Below are 17,931 nucleotides of genomic sequence, written 5' to 3' on the forward strand. Positions count from 1 at the left end.
CATGGCTGAGGATCGGGCGCAAAAGGCTGAGAAAGCGGCGCGTGACGCACGCAGCCGTGACCGGCTTCCGTCCGGGCGTCGCGATGTACGGATCAATCCGTTTCGCCGGATCATTGTGACGTCGCTTAAACTCGTTTTGCCCTTGATCGCGCTCACGCTGATGGCGTTGGTGGTGTTATGGCCGCAGATCGAACAGGTTCAGGACAGTGGGTTTCGTCTTGGCTTTTCCACATCTCCTGAGGATTTGATGGAAAATGTTGCCATGTCCAACCCGCGCTTTTTTGGTGTGGATGGCAATCGGCAGCCGTTTACCGTCACCGCGCAGGAAGCCATCGAAAACCAGGCCGATGACGGTCACGATGATCATGTTTACCTTGATACCCCACAGGCCGATATCACGCTTGAAGACGGTTCGTGGATTGCGCTGACGGCCAATGAAGGGTTCTATACCGAAACCGATGGTGTGCTTGATCTGGTCGGGGCGGTGAATATGTACCACGATAACGGGTTTGAAATTCACACCCAAAAAGCTGAAATCGAAATGAACGTTGGCAATGCCAGCGGATCGGTTCCGGTTGATGGGCAGGGGCCGTTTGGCACGATCAAATCGGATTCCGGGTTTGAACTGGAAGACAAAGGGGCGGTCATCCGCTTTTTGGGGAACGCCAAAATGGTGATTTTCGATAGTGCATTGAAAGGGAAGTCATGATCGCAACGGCGCGTTTGGCCCGCACACAGGCAGCCGCAGGGCGTTTATTGGCGACTGCCCTTTTGGTCGGAAGCATTATGGGTACAAGCACCCTGATGCAGGCGACTGTGATGAAACAGGCACATGCCAATCCGCTTGGGCTGGCACAGAACGGCAGTGGCGGGCTTGAGGTCGAGTCTGATAACGGCATTGAATGGCGCCGCAATGAGCAAATCCTGATTGCGCGCGGCAATGCGGTGGCCAAACGCGGAACATCGCGGGTCGATGCCGATGAATTGCAGGCCTTGTATCGGGATCGCGATGGCAACAGCGAGATTTACCGCATCATTGCGACCGGCAACGTCAGATTGTCATCTGATACCGATGTCGCGACCGGCGATAAGGCGGTTTACGATATTGATCAGGCGGTTGTGGTATTGACCGGTGAAAACCTGAAATATCAAACCCCGAAAGAAACCCTGACGGCGGAAGAAAGTCTGGAATATTGGGAAACCGACCGGATTGCGGTGGCCCGTGGCAATGCGGTTGCGGTTGCCGAAGATCGGACATTGCGCGGCGATACATTGACCGCACGGTTCGAGCCGGGCGAGGGCGGGACCAACGAACTGCGCCGCATTGACGGCGACGGCAATGTAACAATCCGCACACCAACCGACTTTGTCATTGGTGATCAAGGGGTTTATGATGCTAAAACAGGTATCGCTACTTTGATTGGATCGGTTAAGATTACGCGTGGCGAGAACCAGTTGAACGGGGATCGCGCGGTTGTTGATCTGAATACCGGCATCAGCCGCCTGACGACCAATGGCACAGGTGGCAGCAAAAACCGTGTCCGGGGCCTTCTGATCCCAGAAAAAGACGAAAAAGACGGCCCGGCAGACGCCGGGACAGGAAATTGAGGAAAGGTCGGTAATTTGTTCTGGTCGCGCAAAGGCGTAAAATCCGACACAGCAAACGGGCAGGCTGCATCTTCTGTGGATGGCGGGCCGCGTTTGGTGACCGCGAACAAGGGGCTGGTGGCGCATAATCTTGGCAAAAGCTTCAAGAAGCGCCCGGTTCTCAAAGATGTGTCGATGTCTGTGCAGCGTGGTGAGGCGGTTGGTCTTTTGGGGCCAAACGGTGCGGGAAAGACGACCAGTTTCTATATCATTACCGGACTGATTGCCTCTGATCGCGGATCGATTTCATTGGATGGTCGCGACATTACATCGATGCCGATGTATCAGCGCGCACGCCTTGGCATTGGCTATTTGCCACAGGAAGCATCGATTTTCCGCGGCATGACGGTCGAACAAAACATCATGGCCGTGCTTGAGGTGGTCGAAGATGACCGCATCAAACGCGAACAGAACCTGGAAGATCTTTTGGCAGAATTTGCGATTGAGCATCTACGCCGTACACCGGCACTGGCATTGTCGGGCGGGGAACGCCGCCGTTGCGAGATTGCGCGTGCGCTTGCGGCCCATCCGAACTTTGTTCTTCTGGACGAACCGCTGGCCGGGATTGACCCGATTGCCGTGGGGGATATCCGTGATCTTGTACGTCATCTGAAAGATCGTGGCATTGGGGTCTTGATTACCGACCACAATGTGCGCGAGACTCTCGACATTATTGACCGGGCATATATCTTGCATGATGGCCGGGTTTTGATGGAAGGTGGTCCCGATGAAATCGTTAGAAATGACGATGTTCGCAGGGTTTATCTGGGCGATCGTTTTAGCCTGTGACCATTTCTTGGGGGGAATCGGATTGACACGGGGTAGTGCATAAATGGCCCTGAAGGCGCGGCTTGATCTTCGCCAGTCCCAGTCTCTTGTCATGACGCCGCAATTGCAGCAGGCGATTAAGCTGTTGCAATTCAACAATATTGAACTTTCCAATTTCATTGACAGTGAGCTGCTTGAGAATCCGCTGCTGGAACGCGCGGACCCGGGGCAGACGTATGCCGAATCGGGCGATAGCGCGGTCGGCAATGGTGACGACGGGATCGATCAACGCACCAGCGACAATTTCACCGACCGTGATGACCAGTTCGGCACCGACCGCCTGACTGCCAGTGAAACCATGGGGGCGGGTGACAGTCCGCTCGATATCGCCAGCGACGCGCTGTATGACGGCGAAGGCGAGATTTCCCAAAATGGTGCACCTGTTTCGGGCAGCCATGACTATTCCGCCCCCTATAGCGGCGGTGCGGGCGGTGGTGGCGGCTCAGGTGGGGGCAGTGGTGATGAACTTCCCAGCCTTGAACAAACCCTTGCCGATGAAGCAACGCTTCGTCAGTCGCTTGATGATCAGCTCAATATTGCATTTGCCGATGCAAGGTCACGCATGATCGGCAGTTATCTGATCGATATGCTTGATGATAATGGCTATCTCAGTGGGGAACTTGACGAGGTGTCATCCTCGCTTGAATGCGGCCTTTCGGATGTGAAGCATGTTCTGTCGGTAATGCAGGGGTTTGACCCAGTCGGGATTTTTGCCCGCGGTCTGGCCGAATGTCTTGAGCTGCAATTGCGCGATCTAAACCGGTTTGATCCGGCAATGGCGGCCCTTCTGGCCAATCTTGAATTGCTGGCAAAACGCGAATTTGACCGGTTGCGCCGGATTTGCGGTGTCGATGCCGATGATCTGCATGACATGATCGCCGAGATCAAAACGCTTGATCCGCGCCCCGGCCGCACGGCCGATGGCGAGGTGGCTACACCGGTGATCCCCGATGTTTTGATGCGCGCTGCGGGCAATGGCAACTGGCATCTTGAGCTAAATACCGATGCGCTGCCGCGGGTTTTGGTCAATGAAGAATATGTCGCGGAAATCGGGGCTGGTTTGCGCGACCGCGAAGAACGCGGCTTTATGAGTGAAAAGTTGCAGACTGCCAACTGGCTGGTGAAGGCCCTGCATCAGCGGGCAACCACCATCATGAAGGTGTCGACCGAAATTGTCCGCCAGCAGGACGGGTTCTTTAGCCACGGGGTGTCGCATTTGCGCCCGTTGATCCTGCGTGACATTGCCGAGGCCATCGGCATGCATGAAAGTACGGTATCGCGGGTTACCAATGGCAAGTTTATGTCCACCCCGCGCGGGATGTTTGAGCTGAAATATTTCTTTACCACGGCGATTTCATCATCGGTGGGCGGAGATTCATATTCGTCGGAATCGGTGCGTCATCGGATCAAGTCATTGATCGATATGGAAGATCCGAAAAAGATTTTGTCAGACGACAAACTGGTCGAACTTCTGCAAAAGGAAGGGATCGACATTGCACGCCGAACAGTGGCAAAATACCGCGAAGCGATGCGCATTGCGTCTTCTGTTCAGCGGCGTCGCGAAAAAAAATCACGTGCTTCCTAGCACTTTTTTACCAGAAAAATGCGCCATAAGGTGCTGTAATTTAAGGTAGAATACCCATATCTTGACTTGGCTATTACGAGGGAATATGGTGCGCCCACCTGATTGAGGGGCTCCAAACATCCATATGTACTGGGAAGTCACTCAAAGAGGGATAGGCGATCCATGCAAATTACGGTTATCGGTAAGCAACTTGACGTAGGAAATGCTCTTCGCGAGCACGTCGTCGAGACCTTGGACCCTGCGGTAGAGAAATATTTCGATCACGCGATCGAAGCCACGGTGACACTCACCAAACAGGCGCATCTCTATCATACGCAAATTTCGGTCCATGTCGGCAAGGGCATGATGGTGCAGGCCAAAGCATCGGCGGATGAAGTTTATCCTGCCTTTGACGGCGCCTGCGACAAAGTGGCCAAGCAGTTGCGGCGCTATAAAAGGCGCCTGCGTGATCATCACGCCAGCCGGGACCATCATGAGCAGGCCCGCCTAGATGCGATCCACTATGTGATCGCGCAAGAAGACGATGATCATTCGGATGACACTCACGTAAATGGCTATGAACCAGTGATTGTTGCCGAAACGCCCGATCGCATTGATACGCTTTCTGTTGGGGAAGCGGTCATGCGGCTCGACTTGGGGGACATTCCGGCACTTATGTTCCGGAATGGCAAACATGGCGGATTGAATGTTGTGTACCGTCGTGCCGACGGAAATATCGGGTGGCTTGATCCAGCCGATGAGGAAGCCGGTGCAGCGTGACGGACGCGGATTCTGAGCCAAACAACGCAACGCGAAAAATGGACATATCATCTATTCTTACCCCGTCCGGGGTTATTCCGGCCCTGCGGTCCGGTGCGAAAAAGGCTGTGCTTGAGGAACTTGCCGAGAAAGCAGCCGAAGTTACCGGACGCGATGCAAGCGAGATTTTCTCTGTCCTGCTTGATCGTGAGAAACTAGGCAGCACTGGCGTTGGCGGTGGTGTCGCAATTCCGCATGGCAAGCTGAATGATCTTGATCGGCTTTACATGGTCTTTGCCCGTGCTCAGAACCCGATTGAGTTCGATGCGGTTGATGAGCATCCGGTGGATTTGTTCTGCATGTTGATTGCGCCCGAAGAAGCCGGTGCGGATCATCTGAAGGCGTTGGCGCGGATTTCCCGCCTGCTGCGCAATCAGGGCATGTGTGACAAGCTGCGTGGTGCGGGCTCTGCTGATGCGATCTATGCGCTGCTGACACAGGATGAGGCCGAACAGGCCGCCTGAAAAGGTCAGTGACCGGCGGGTAATCCCCGTACGCACAGATAACAGCCCAGAATTTAAAAAACCGGACGCCCGTTAAGGCGTCCGGTTTTGCTTTATGGACGACATGCAAGAGTGATCAGCTGTTGACCATCAGCCCTCAGCTTTGGTTTGCGTGCTATCCTTGTTTGGATTTTCCACATCGGTTAAACGGCCCGCCAGAACGACAAGGTACAATACCGGAATGCCGATGATGGCGGTGCCAATGAAGAACCAGCTGTATCCGACCGCATCGACAACCGTGCCAGAGAACCCGGCGAGGATCTTTGGAAACAGGGTCATGATCGAACTAAAGATCGCGTATTGCATGGCCGTAAAGGAAATATTGGTCAGGCCTGACAGATAGGCAATGAAGGCCGCTGTTGCCAAACCACCCGACAGGTTGTCGGCCATGATCACCACGGCAAACATGATGGTGTTCGCCCCCATATGGGCCATAAAGGCAAACAGGACATTGGTGATCGCCGAAAGTAACGCCCCGACAAACAGGATGCGCACAACCCCGTAGCGCACTGATAAAACCCCGCCCATGAAACTGCCGGCAATGGTCATGAACAGACCAAATGTTTTGGACACGGCGGCGATTTCTTCCTTGGAAAAGCCAAGGTCGGTGTAAAACACATTGGCCATGACCCCCATGACGATATCGGCAATGCGATAGACGCCAATCAGGATCAGGATAATGATCGCGGCCTTGCCATAACGATCAATGAAGTCCTTTACCGGTGCGATATAGGTTTCACGCACCATGCCCGTCGGAGTGAGGCCGACCCGCGTGGTCAGCCAAGCGACCAAAATGGCAACGGCAATCGAAATTGCCAGTTTGAGGGTGCCGGCAATAAACCCGGCAAGCTCGCTGATCATGCCGCCATCGTGCAAGATTGCTTTGAGTGGGTCGGTGATGTCCCCGGCATAGAGATTGGCAAGGATGAAGGTGATGACCGTGACGGCAAACATCGCAAGAAATCGCACGTAATCGGATGTTTCGTGGAAATACTTGCTGTCGGTGCGGTTTACGGCCGGTTCACGGATCAAAAGCGTTGTAATCACCCCGATACACATCGCAAGCGCCATACAGCCGTACGCCATTGTCCAGGCAAAGGGTTGGTAACTGCCTTCGGCTTCAAACAGCCCGGCAATGGTGAGCGCCCCGGCCCCGGCAACGATCATGCCGATGCGATAGCCGCCAATATAGGCCGAACTCATCATGGCTTGAAGGTCGGTATCGGCGGCCTCGATGCGATAGGCATCAATCACGATATCCTGTGTGGCCGAGGCAAAGCCAAGGGCAACGGCGGCAAAGGCCATCATGGTCAGGTTTTGCGCCGGATCGGTCAGCCCCATCCACAGGATGGCGCCGATGATGCACCCTTGGGCAATGATCAGCCAACTGCGCCGACGGCCCAGCAACCCGTGCAGGACCGGGAAGGGTAGCCGGTCAATCAGTGGCGCCCAGACAAATTTGAACGAATAGCCAAGGGCGGCCCAACTGAAATAGGTAACGGTGGAACGATCCACACCCGCTTCGCGTAGCCAGATCGACAGGGTGGAGAAAATCAGAAGGATAGGAATGCCCGCCGACAAGCCCATAAACAGCATTGTGATGACACGTGGATGGATGAAGGCGCCAAAGGCCTCGCTCCAGCTTCGTTTTTCTGCGCTGTGCATCAATTTCCCCCGTTTGCATGCCACGTGGCCACAAAGTAGGGGAAACTGGTTAAGGAATACCGAAATCGTCCGGCTGTGATGCAAAGGACCTTAAACGCAAAAAAGGCCGATCCTGACGGACCGGCCTTTTTCAATTCAGGTGCGAAACGATTAGACGGTTTCGGATTCTGATTTACGGCTTTCGCGTTTGCGCACGTTCGGATCGAGGTGCAGCTTACGAATACGAATGCTTGTCGGCGTTACTTCGACCAGCTCGTCGTTCTGGATGTAGGCAAGGGCCTCTTCCAGGGACATGCGGCGCGGCGGGGTCAGGGTGATGGCGTCATCCTTGCCCGATGCACGAACGTTGGTCAGTTTTTTGCCTTTGAGGATGTTAACCTCAAGATCATTGTTACGATTGTGTTCGCCAATGACCATGCCTTCGTAAACGCGCGTACCCGATTCGATGAACATCGCGCCACGATCTTCCAAGCCCCAAAGAGCATAGGCAACCGCGTCGCCCTGATCGTTTGAAATCAGAACGCCGTTACGACGGCCTGCAATGGCACCTTTGACCGGGCCATAGGAATGGAACACACGGTTCATAACGCCGGTACCGCGGGTATCGGTCAGGAATTCACCGTGATAGCCGATCAGGCCACGCGACGGTGCGTGGAAGATGATACGGGTCTTGCCGCCACCAGATGACCGCATATCGGTCATTTCGGCTTTGCGCAGGCTCATTTTCTCAACAACCGAACCGGCGTATTCTTCGTCAACGTCGACCTGGACTTCTTCGAACGGCTCAGACATGACGCCGTTGATTTCCTGGATCAGAACGCGCGGACGCGAGATTGAAAGCTCATAGCCTTCGCGGCGCATGGTTTCGATCAGAACGCCAAGCTGAAGTTCGCCACGACCGGCAACTTCAAAGGCGTCTTTATCAGCAGTTTCGCCGATCTTGATCGCGATGTTGCCTTCGGCTTCGCGCTCAAGACGGGCACGGATCATGCGCGAGGTAACTTTGTCGCCTTCCTGACCAGCCAGCGGCGAGTTGTTGACCGAGAAGGTCATCGCCAGCGTCGGCGGATCAATCGGCTGACTTGCAATCGCGGTGGTGATTTCGGTCGAGCAGATGGTGTCGGCAACGGTTGCGTTGGTCAGGCCAGCAATTGCGATGATGTCACCAGCATTTGCTTCTTCCTGTGGTACACGATCCAGACCGCGGAAGCCCATCAGTTTGGACAGACGGCCGGTTTCAACCGTGCCATCGCCGCGAAGAACCTTAACCGGCATGTTAAGTTTCGCACGGCCCTGCGCGATACGACCGGTCAGGATACGACCCAGGAAGTTATCGGCATGCAGCATGGTCGCAATCATTGCGAACGGTGCGTCAACGTCTGCCTTCGGAGCTGGAACATAGCTCAGAACCAGATCCATCAGCGGGGTCAGGTTTTCTTTCGGACCTTCTGGTGCTTCGGCAGCCCAGCCATCACGGCCAGATGCATAAAGCGTCGGGAAGTCGAGCTGTTCATCGGATGCTTCAAGCGACACGAAGAGATCGAAGATCTCGTCGAGAACTTCTTCGGCGCGCTCATCCGGACGGTCGATCTTATTGATGATGACGATTGGCTTCAGACCCAGTTTCAGGGCTTTACCCAGAACGAATTTGGTCTGTGGCATTGGGCCTTCGGCCGAGTCAACCAGCAGAACAACACCATCAACCATCGACAGGATACGTTCGACTTCACCACCGAAATCGGCGTGGCCCGGGGTATCAACGATGTTGATACGGGTCTCGCCCCACTGAATTGCTGTCGGCTTTGCCATAATGGTAATGCCGCGTTCGCGTTCCAGATCGTTGCTGTCCATGGCGCGTTCATCAACGCGCTGGTTATCACGATAGACGCCCGACTGGCGGAACATCGCATCGACGAGGGTGGTTTTGCCATGGTCAACGTGAGCGATGATGGCGATATTGCGCAAGTTCATTGGCGCGGACTCCAGAATAAAAATGCCGCGCGCCGGGATGTGTCCCTTGCGCATCGGTCAGTAAAAGTTTCAAGGCCAGTAGATATTCAGCCGCCCTAAGACCGGGTTCATCCGGTCGGCAAGGTCAAACCCGCGCAATTTGCGCAGCACGGCACATGCTGAATGTTTACTGGCCCAAAGACATTTTGCAGGCTGGCTCGAAAGCTGCCCTGTCATAGCCAATGTGGAGGCGAATGACCAGCCTCGTGCACGCCATGCGGGGTTGATTTTTCTGCAATGCGGGCTGTTTGCGCTAAACTCTGTATAAAGTCAATGCTTGTGTGCAGTGCAAAGCCACGGAATCTGTGCTGTTTGCCAAAATAAAACGGGACGGCAAACAAATATTGCCGTCCCGTGAAATCTTTCGAGGCTTGTCTCAGGGCATGCAAATCATGTCCTGCGAACCGATCAAATGGCCTTGTTGATCAGGTCCTTAAGGTCGGCAACCGGGCGTGCGCCCATATGTGAAATGACTTCGGCGGCGCAAATCGCGCCCAGCTGACCACAGGTCGCAAGGTCATGCCCCTTGGTATAGCCATAGAGGAAACCCGATGCGAACAAATCACCGGCTCCGGTGGTATCAAGTACGCGCGCGACAGGTTCGGCACTGATTTCATACAATTCGTTATCTGAAACAATCACCGCGCCCTTTTCACTGCGGGTCAGGGCTGCGACCTTGCAGTGTTTGCGCACTTCGGCCAAGGCTTCTTCAAAGGTTTCAACCTCATAAAGCGACTTGATTTCGTCTTCGTTGGCAAACAGCACGTCAATATGGTTATGCACCAGATCGCGGAACGATTCGCGATGGCGGTCAACACAGAACGAGTCAGACAGGCTAATGGAAACCTGACGGCCTGCTTCGTGGGCGACCTTGGCAGCTTTGATAAAGGCGTCCTTGGCTTCCGGACGATCCCAAAGATAGCCTTCCATGTAGGTCAGCTTTGCCGATTTGATCAGATCCTCGTCGATGTCTTCCGGGCCAAGTTCCGCACAGGCACCCAAAAAGGTGTTCATGGTGCGGTCACCATCCGGGGTGACAAAAATCAGGCAGCGCGCGGTCGGCGACCCTGTGGTTGACGGGGTGGAATTGAACTGCACACCAATTGCACGAATGTCATGGCGAAACACCTGACCGAGCTGATCATCGCGGACTTTGCCGATATAGGCGCCCTTGCCACCAAGGGCTGCGATGCCAGCCATGGTGTTGCCAGCTGACCCGCCCGACATTTCCATGCCCGGCCCCATCTGTTCATACAGGCGATCCGCATCATCCGCGTCGATCAGGGTCATGGAGTTCTTAACCAGGTTCAGCCGTTTGAGGTCTTCTTCCTTGCAGTTGGCAAGGACATCAACGATGGCGTTTCCGATCCCGACGACGTCGACTTTGGTGTCGTGCATGTAATTCATTCCTGCGATGTGTGCGTTTGTGTGCTCGGTTTGGACGGTATGGCGCGCGGGCCTTTCGCGTAACAGGCCGTTTGGACAAATGCCGAACCGGACCGTCTTTATATAGTAGGTGACGTTATATCATAGGGGCCATTGGGCGTTGGCGGGAGTATAGGCATTGCAATTATTGGTGCAAGTGTTGCGACCGTTTCGTGACCGGTCGTTTAACCGCGCGTTAAGAACCTGAAAAACTACATACGATGTTTTTTGCGCCGATTTTGAAACGAGATTCCCGAGCCTGCAGTTTAAACATCGTGCGATGAGTCAATTGAATCCCATCCGGCGGGGAAGAATGAATCATAAGTCGCGGAAAACTGCCAGATTTCGCAAGTTAGCGGTCAGTGATGCACAGCAAGAGACATTCCCCGGATTTGAAGGTGAGAACGGGGCAAAAATACGCAAACAAGAATTTTTAACTATTTTTAATCTCGAATTTTACCCGCATTCGATTTCTTTGAAGCAACGGACAAACTGGTTTGTATTGAAATAAGAGTAATGATTTATCTGTATAATGATCAGCATAGATAATATTAATCAATCTAACATAGCGAAAAACGGCATTTCAGCATGCTGTGCCGGTTTGCGACCGACCATGCCTTCATTCGAGTCAATGGTCGCTTGAGGAGGGGGTGTCAGACGTGTTCGTGGTGTTGGTAACCGACATCAAATTGGGATAAAGCGGGATTGGCGCATTGTCCTTTGCGTCGTTTTTGACACTGTCATCATCTGTGACGGCAGGGGCTTTTGTTTTGGCGCGCCCATCGGTGTCGGAGAGGACATCAAGTCCAAGCCGGTCGCGTAATTCCTCGATAACCGCTTCGATTCTGGTGCGATGAAGCGGGTCTTCGCACAGGGCCACAAACTGTCCAAAGGCGCCCAGCGCCTTATGATCTTCATTAAGGCGGGCATACAGCGCACCGAGCTGATGCCACAGGCCTTCATGGTCGGGTGCGATCAACAGGCTATGCTCGATAATGCGGGTCGCATGGGCGAGTTCCCCGGCACGAAGCGCACGAACCTTGATATTGTTTTGCAGTCGTAACAAAATAGAAACGTCGGAAGATTCGCAATAATGGCGGGGTTCGAGTTCGGCATCGAGGCCACTAAACGATTTTAAAAGTTCACGTAGCTCGGCCGGGCCCAGCGCAATGCCGCCATGGAATGGATCAATCATGCGACGTTTGCCATTTGACTGCAGACGCAACAGGAAATGACCGGGGAAATCAATGCCGGTGATCGTAAAGTCACAACGGCGCGCCACATGGATATAAAGCATGGCCAGCGCAACAGGCAGACCACGTTTGCGGTCCATGACCTTCATCAGATCGGCGTTTTCCATGTCATCATAGTTTTCCGCATCCCCCTGAAAGCCATGTCGGGTCGGGATGACAGATTGCAGCGTCGATACGATTTGTTCGATGGAGGCCTGTGCCAAGGTTTCTGGAGCCAAGGTGTTGTCTGGCGCCACCTTGGCGGATGCCACTGTGTCGTGCCCGGATGACGCCAACAGGGCCGCAAGATCGGAACGAACCTGATCGGCCAGATCATCAAGCCGCGCAAGATACGGTGCAATGTCGCGTGCGTTGTTTGGATCGTTGATCCGTGCAAAACGCAATGCGGCTTCTGCTGCCGTGGCGTCGGGCTTATTGCCCTTGCCATAATCGACAAGCCATTGGCGATCCGGATCGGTCGGGTCTGTGATGTGGCGAATACTGTTAATAGGATCAGGTTCCTTGCCGGGTTGCATCATTTTTCAGGCGAATATGGCTGACCACCCGTCTAACATAGCTGGTATCGCGGGCATGTGCGATGACGCGATTGCGTTCAAGGTCATCCTGGGCAATCCCCATCAGATGCACCGTGCCCTTTACGGTTTCGATGCTGTAATTGATCGCAAAGACATCGGTATCAAACATCAGGGCCGTTTTAATGCGGGTCGTGATCAGAAGGTCGTTGGCATTGTCCATGAAGGACGCACCTTCGCCGACGCTGATTTCATTGAGCACACTGCGTACACCACCAACCTGCCAGGTGAGTTTCACGGCTTCAAGTTCGTCCGTTGCTGATTTGACTTCACCAGCCAGAAGAACTTCGCCTTCGACAACTTCGATCTCGATATTGAGAAACAGGGATTCGTCCTGTGCCAGAAACTTTTGCCAGATTTCAGCTGTAATTGCCGTGTCGCTTACCGCCCCTTCAAATCCGCGTTCCTGAAAGGCCGCGACCCCGGCGGTTGCCCCGGCCCCAATGGCCATCGATGTGCAGCCCGCCAACGGCAGAATGCCAAAACCGGTGAATGCCAAGGTTAGTAAAATACAAAAACGCCGCTTGGCATTGCTTGGCCATGTGCCAATGAAATGCCGGGCTGTGTCATATGCTGACGCCATATGCCGAAGTCTCGTCCCGATTCCCCAAATAATGTCCCATCATTACCCCATCGGGTTAAGGAGTTTTAAAATCCGGACCGGTTTATCAGAAAATATGCATTTTATCTTTGCCGAAGCCTTTTAACTTCGGGGTATTCAGTGGCGATGAGGGGCCGCCAGTTCCGACCAGCGTCCCGGTGTCAGGCCAAATGCCTGACGGAAATGCCGGTTAAAATGGCTTTGATCGGAAAATCCGGTTTCAGCCGCAATGCCCGCAAGCGGTTGACCCAGCGTGATCAGGGCGCGGGCCTGTTGCAGGCGCCGCATGATCAGATAGCGATAGGGTGTTGTTCCGAAACGGGCGCGAAAATGCCTGATCAACCGATAACGATCCATGTCGGCCACCTGTTCAAGTTCGTGCGATAGAACCGGGCGATCAAAATTGGCTTCAAGGAATGCGCGCACCTGCTCCATCTTCAGGCTTGCATTGTATCGTGATTGCTTCAGGGGTGTTCTGGCATGTTGTGAAAGACGATGTGCGATGTCGGTGACGAATTGATCGCGCAACAACGGATCAACGTCGCTTTCAAGTTCACCCAAAACAGATGCAAGGATCGCCCACAGTGCAGGATCGTGAATGATGGGATCGCCGACAAACGGCAGGGATGCTGTTTCATGATCAAGGCCGCGCCGCAAAAGGGCCGGTTCAAGATAGAGCATGCGATACTGTAACCCGTCATCGGTGCCAGCGCCGCCATCATGTAATTCGTCGGGATGCAAAACAATGACGTTGCCCGGATTGCTGGCGCGATATTCTCCACGATAATTAAACGTCTGAACACCGCGCATCGTAATGCCAAGCGCATAGGTGTCATGGCGGTGTGGGGAAAACATATTGCCAAAGAACTGTGCTTCGATGCGTTCAATCCCGGGGGTGGCAGGGGCCGCAATGAACCGTTCACGCGTTTTGCACAAACGTTCAATACCGGGTTCACCGTCCTGTTCTATTGCTTCTGTCATGACCTGATAACCCAACCGGATGGAGGACGCATATGTTCGAGACCAAAGTGGCGCTGGTGTTGCGCGATGATTTGCAGATGTGGCAGTCACTGAATGTGACGGCCTTTCTGATGAGCGGCATTGTCGCCCAAACACCTGACATCATCGGCGAACCCTATGTCGATGCGAAGAACAATCTTTACAACCCGCTGTCACGTCAGCCGGCCATCGTTCTGGCGGCGGATGCGCAAACCATTGCGAAAATTCATCAACGCGCCATAAACCGTGGCATTCGGGCATCTGCCTATATCGAAGAAATGTTTGCCACCGGCCATGATGGCGCCAACCGGGATGTTTTTGCCAGACTGGCCCCCGATGACGCCCAGTTTGTGGGTATTGGCATTCATGCCGACAAACGCATTGTTGATAAAATCACCAAGGGGGCAAAGATGCATCCCTAAGATGTTCTTGGGTGTGGGTATCGACAGGTTAGCGCGGTTCTGTATGCCAGGCATTTTTCAAATGTTCGATCCGGTAGCATTTGCCAATAATCATCAGATCAAGACGCAAATCACCCTGATGGCCAATGTGCCCGGCATAGGATTCAAGCGCACGTGCAATGCGGTTTTGCTGTTGCGGGCGGATGGCCAGAAGGGCATCGGCGCGATTGGTGCGGTTTTTAACCTCGATCGCGGCGATCAGGTTTGCGCGCTTGGCGATGATGTCAATTTCGCCAAGCGGGCTGCGATACCGGGTGGCAAGAATGCGATATCCCTTAAGACGCAACCAAAATCCACACAGGGTTTCTGCCCGACGTCCGGCCTTTTCTGCCCGTTTGCGTTTTGATTTATCACTGGGTGCTGGGGGGCGAGAACGCGACGGGGCCATGGCTTAGTCGTCCGATGGTTTGGCAAGTGCGAGCGCACGATTATAAAGGTCGCGTTTTTTAAGCCCGGTTTCCTTGGCAAGGATATCGGCCGCATCCTTGGTGCGGTGGGTTTTGATCAGGTCGGAAAGTCGGGCGTCGATGTCTTCGGGGCTTGGTTCGTTGCCAGTTTCATCGGCGGGGCCGACAATGACCACAACCTCGCCCTTGGGCGCACCTTGTTCGGCGTAATGGGCGGCCAATTCATCAAGTGTGCCGTTGCGGACCTCTTCGAACATCTTGGTCAGTTCGCGGGTGACCGCGGCTTCGCGTGTACCACCAAGCATTTCAGCCATATCAACCAGACTGGCGGCAAGACGTTTGGGGCTTTCAAGGAAAATCAGACTGCCGGGGATCGGGGCAAAGCGCGCCAGTTCCTTTTTACGCGCCATGGTTTTGGGCGGCAGGAAGCCAGCATAAAAGAAATGATCGCTGGGCAGACCCGACAGGATCAGGGCGACAATCGGGGAGGAAGCGCCCGGTGCTGCGGTAACGTTAAAGCCTTCGGCCTTACAATCGCGCACAAGTTTATAGCCCGGATCATTGATCAGCGGCGTGCCCGCATCGGAAATCAGCGCAAGTCCCTGACCCTTGCCAAGCCGGTCCATGATTTCCGGACGTAATTTGGCGGCGTTATGTTCGTGATAGGCAATGCGTTTGGTTTTTACCCCATAGCGCGACAGCAATTTTCCCGATGTGCGGGTGTCTTCACACAGGATAATATCGGCGCGTTTGAGGATATCGAGTGCGCGGAACGTAATATCGCCCAAATTTCCGATTGGAGTAGCAACAAGATAAAGACCAGATGAAAGTGGTAAATGGCTTTCATCATGTTTACTTGATCGGTCGCCCGCATTACCCTGCGTGCGAAACGAGTTATCGGGAGGTGAGAGTGGATTCTCCGAAACGTCATCCGGGGCAAAATCAGGCGCCGCGTCGTCAGGCGTTGAAGAATTTTGATCGGGATTCGGCTTGGTGCCGTGTCGTGTGCCGGACGGCATCTGTGTTTGTCCTCTCTATCGGGCTAGCCGCATGTAGTGCGACCACGAGTATCACGGACCTGTTTGGCATGCAACGAGACGGGGCACCGGTGGAAACCGCCAACGACCCCGGCGCGAATGCGACCCGCGCACCGGATCAGGGATTGATCCCGGATGCCAATCCGTGGACAAACGATGCCGCCTTGCCAGAAGGGGTAGGCGAAGAAATCCCGACACTGTTTAATGATGAGGCCGCAACATCGGAAAAACGTGTTGCGTTGTTATTACCACTGTCAGGACAGAATGCCGCCCTTGGCCGTGCGATGCGCCATGCGGCGGAACTGGCAATGTTTGATATCGCCGCGGATGATTTCATCCTGATGCCGATTGATACCGCCGGGACCTATCAGGGTGGGCAGAATGCCGCGCGTCAGGCGATTAACGCCGGTGCCAAGATGATCCTTGGTCCGCTGTTTTCCGAATCGGTAAGCGGTGCCAGCGAAGTTGCCAAATCGGCCAATGTGCCGGTAGTGGCCTTTTCCAACAACCGTCGGGTTGCCGAAAATGGTGTGTGGGTCAACGGTTTGATCCCGGAAGACCAGATTGCGCGTGCGGTGGGCTATGCCACAACGCAGGGCAAATATCGTTTTGCCGCCCTGTTGCCGCAGAATGATTATGGTCGTCAGATTGCCGGTGCCTTGCAAAGTGTCGTGTCACGCGTTGGCGGTACACTTGGCCGGGTTGCCTTCTATCAGCCGGGGTCCGAAGGCCTTCAGCAAACCATCCGCGATTTTGCAAATTATGATGCACGGCGTGCGAATTTGCGGGCGCGCAAGGCACAGCTGAATGCCGAAGGCGGGACAGCGGCCAAACGTGCACTGCGGCGTCTTGAAGGTGTCGATACCCTTGGCGAGCTTGATTTTGATGCCCTGATCTTGCCGGCAACCGGGGGCGATTTGCGTCAGGTATCGGCCCTTCTGGCCTATTTCGATATTGATCCATCGGTGGTGCAATTCATCGGGACATTTGGCTGGAACGATCCGGGACTGTTTACCGAACCAGCCCTTAAGGGCGGAATTTTTGCCGCCCCGAACCCGGAAAACTGGGAACTGTTTGCGGATCGGTTTGCGCGCACCTTTGGCGATCAGCCGCCGCGTATTTCAAGTCTGGCCTATGACAGTACCGCTTTGGCGGCCTTGATGGCGCGTGATGAAAACAATATGTCCGAGGCTGCGTTGACCAACACCAGCGGATTTGTCGGTGTGGATGGTGTTTTCCGCCTGACCCCAGACGGTCGGTCTGAGCGGGGGTATGCCATCATGCAAATCGGGCCAGAGGGGGCAAAGGTCATTGCGCCGGCCCCGGCCAGCTTTGATCAGGTATTCTGATTTGATCGGGTAAAACCGTATCGACAGTATGACGCAAAACGCCTGCCGGGTTATGCCCCAGCGGGCGTTTTGTCTTTGAAGTTGCACAGATCATTGACAATGCAGTCGCCACAACGCGGTTTGCGCGCCTTGCAGATATAGCGACCATGCAGGATCAGCCAGTGATGGGCATGGGTCATAAATCGCGAAGGTACCTTTTTCATCAATCCCTTTTCCACCGCCAGAACCGTCTTGCCATTGGCCATGCCGGTGCGATTGCCCAGACGGAAAATATGGGTATCAACCGCCATGGTATGTTCGCCCCAGGCAATATTGCGCACCACATTGGCAGTTTTACGACCCACACCGGGCAGTTCTTCAAGCGCGTCCTGATCGTTGGGCACGATGCCATTATGTTTCTCGACCAGAATTTTGGCCGCGGCCATGACGTTCTTGGCCTTGCCGCGATACAGACCAATGGTTTTGATATGACTGATCAGGGCTTCTTCGCCCAGATCAAGCATGTCTTGCGGGGTTTCAACGATCTGAAACAGCTTCTTGGTGGCTTTGTTCACCCCGATGTCGGTCGCCTGTGCTGATAGGGCCACAGCAACCAGAAGCGTATAGGGATTGGTGTAATCCAGCTCCCCCTTGGGTTCCGGGTCGGCATCAGACAGACGCTGGAAAAAGGCGTCAATCGCGGCTTTGTTCATCGGGCGGGCCATGGCAGAGAACTCTTTCTTGGTGCCGCATTTTTGCGGTCGATTTAGGGTCAGGACCCATTAATTTGTTTGGAATGGTCAATCAGGTTT

17 protein-coding genes are annotated in these 17,931 nt (G+C 54.3%); 8 read left to right on the plus strand and 9 right to left on the minus strand.

Features of this window, described 5'->3' with window-relative positions; genetic code table 11:
* Position 1: 1 nt before the first annotated feature.
* From lptC to ptsN, 6 genes are all read left to right on the plus strand, one after another.
* Positions 2-709, plus strand: a complete 708-nt coding sequence (lptC, locus tag AMM48_RS08335; protein ID WP_101301506.1) for an LPS export ABC transporter periplasmic protein LptC — start codon at positions 2-4, stop codon at positions 707-709.
* On the plus strand, positions 706-1,608 hold the full coding sequence (locus AMM48_RS08340; RefSeq protein ID WP_102783648.1) for an LptA/OstA family protein: 903 nt from the start codon (positions 706-708) through the stop codon (positions 1,606-1,608). Before lptC ends, AMM48_RS08340 begins: the two co-directional genes overlap by 4 nt.
* Positions 1,609-1,683: 75 nt before the next feature.
* A complete protein-coding gene (gene lptB, locus AMM48_RS08345; RefSeq protein ID WP_051146009.1) occupies positions 1,684-2,436 on the plus strand; it encodes an LPS export ABC transporter ATP-binding protein in 753 nt (250 codons plus the stop codon).
* 43 nt (positions 2,437-2,479) lie between these two features.
* Positions 2,480-4,060 carry an RNA polymerase factor sigma-54 gene (gene rpoN / locus AMM48_RS08350; RefSeq protein WP_102783650.1) on the plus strand — a complete coding sequence of 527 codons (1,581 nt, stop codon included), beginning with the start codon at positions 2,480-2,482 and terminating at the stop codon, positions 4,058-4,060.
* Between the two features lie 162 nt (positions 4,061-4,222).
* A complete protein-coding gene (gene raiA / locus AMM48_RS08355) occupies positions 4,223-4,819 on the plus strand; it encodes a ribosome-associated translation inhibitor RaiA (protein WP_022732863.1) in 597 nt (198 codons plus the stop codon).
* Between the two features lie 38 nt (positions 4,820-4,857).
* A complete protein-coding gene (ptsN, locus tag AMM48_RS08360) occupies positions 4,858-5,322 on the plus strand; it encodes a PTS IIA-like nitrogen regulatory protein PtsN (RefSeq protein WP_028791622.1) in 465 nt (154 codons plus the stop codon).
* 129 nt (positions 5,323-5,451) lie between these two features.
* Here ptsN and AMM48_RS08365 read toward each other — a convergent pair whose 3' ends face one another.
* From AMM48_RS08365 to AMM48_RS08395, 6 genes are all read right to left on the minus strand, one after another.
* The gene (locus AMM48_RS08365; protein ID WP_102783651.1) at positions 5,452-7,026 is read right to left on the minus strand and encodes an MFS transporter; all 1,575 of its coding nucleotides are present in this window, start codon (positions 7,024-7,026) and stop codon (positions 5,452-5,454) included.
* Between the two features lie 150 nt (positions 7,027-7,176).
* On the minus strand, positions 7,177-8,997 hold the full coding sequence (gene typA / locus AMM48_RS08370) for a translational GTPase TypA (protein WP_101301781.1): 1,821 nt from the start codon (positions 8,995-8,997) through the stop codon (positions 7,177-7,179).
* A 447-nt stretch (positions 8,998-9,444) separates the two neighbouring features.
* Positions 9,445-10,434, minus strand: coding sequence for an adenosine kinase (locus tag AMM48_RS08375; RefSeq protein WP_101301513.1), 990 nt, complete (start codon positions 10,432-10,434; stop codon positions 9,445-9,447).
* 655 nt (positions 10,435-11,089) lie between these two features.
* Positions 11,090-12,229: a transglutaminase-like domain-containing protein gene (locus tag AMM48_RS08385; protein WP_102783653.1), complete on the minus strand. Its 1,140-nt coding sequence runs from the start codon at positions 12,227-12,229 to the stop codon at positions 11,090-11,092.
* Positions 12,207-12,869 (minus strand): BON domain-containing protein, encoded by a 663-nt coding sequence (locus tag AMM48_RS08390; protein ID WP_102783654.1) that lies wholly within the window; start codon positions 12,867-12,869, stop codon positions 12,207-12,209. Before AMM48_RS08390 ends, AMM48_RS08385 begins: the two co-directional genes overlap by 23 nt.
* A gap of 135 nt (positions 12,870-13,004) precedes the next feature.
* A complete protein-coding gene (locus AMM48_RS08395) occupies positions 13,005-13,868 on the minus strand; it encodes an AraC family transcriptional regulator (protein WP_102783655.1) in 864 nt (287 codons plus the stop codon).
* 32 nt (positions 13,869-13,900) lie between these two features.
* Between AMM48_RS08395 and AMM48_RS08400 the strand changes: the two genes are divergently transcribed.
* Positions 13,901-14,308 (plus strand): DUF2000 family protein, encoded by a 408-nt coding sequence (locus AMM48_RS08400; protein ID WP_022732855.1) that lies wholly within the window; start codon positions 13,901-13,903, stop codon positions 14,306-14,308.
* A 28-nt stretch (positions 14,309-14,336) separates the two neighbouring features.
* Here the strand turns inward: AMM48_RS08400 and AMM48_RS08405 are convergent, their stop codons facing one another.
* Positions 14,337-14,735, minus strand: coding sequence for a YraN family protein (locus AMM48_RS08405; RefSeq protein ID WP_102783656.1), 399 nt, complete (start codon positions 14,733-14,735; stop codon positions 14,337-14,339).
* Between the two features lie 3 nt (positions 14,736-14,738).
* Entirely contained in the window at positions 14,739-15,773 is a 1,035-nt protein-coding gene (gene rsmI, locus AMM48_RS08410; protein WP_022732853.1) for a 16S rRNA (cytidine(1402)-2'-O)-methyltransferase, read from the minus strand.
* Between the two features lie 2 nt (positions 15,774-15,775).
* Between rsmI and AMM48_RS08415 the strand changes: the two genes are divergently transcribed.
* Positions 15,776-17,140 (plus strand): penicillin-binding protein activator, encoded by a 1,365-nt coding sequence (locus AMM48_RS08415; protein WP_244271166.1) that lies wholly within the window; start codon positions 15,776-15,778, stop codon positions 17,138-17,140.
* Between the two features lie 50 nt (positions 17,141-17,190).
* On the opposite strand, the gene nth is transcribed toward AMM48_RS08415, so the two are convergent.
* A complete protein-coding gene (gene nth, locus AMM48_RS08420) occupies positions 17,191-17,832 on the minus strand; it encodes an endonuclease III (RefSeq protein ID WP_033368946.1) in 642 nt (213 codons plus the stop codon).
* Positions 17,833-17,931 lie beyond the last annotated feature (99 nt).

Source organism: Thalassospira sp. GB04J01, assembly GCF_000751115.1.
GTDB lineage: Bacteria > Pseudomonadota > Alphaproteobacteria > Rhodospirillales > Thalassospiraceae > Thalassospira > Thalassospira lucentensis.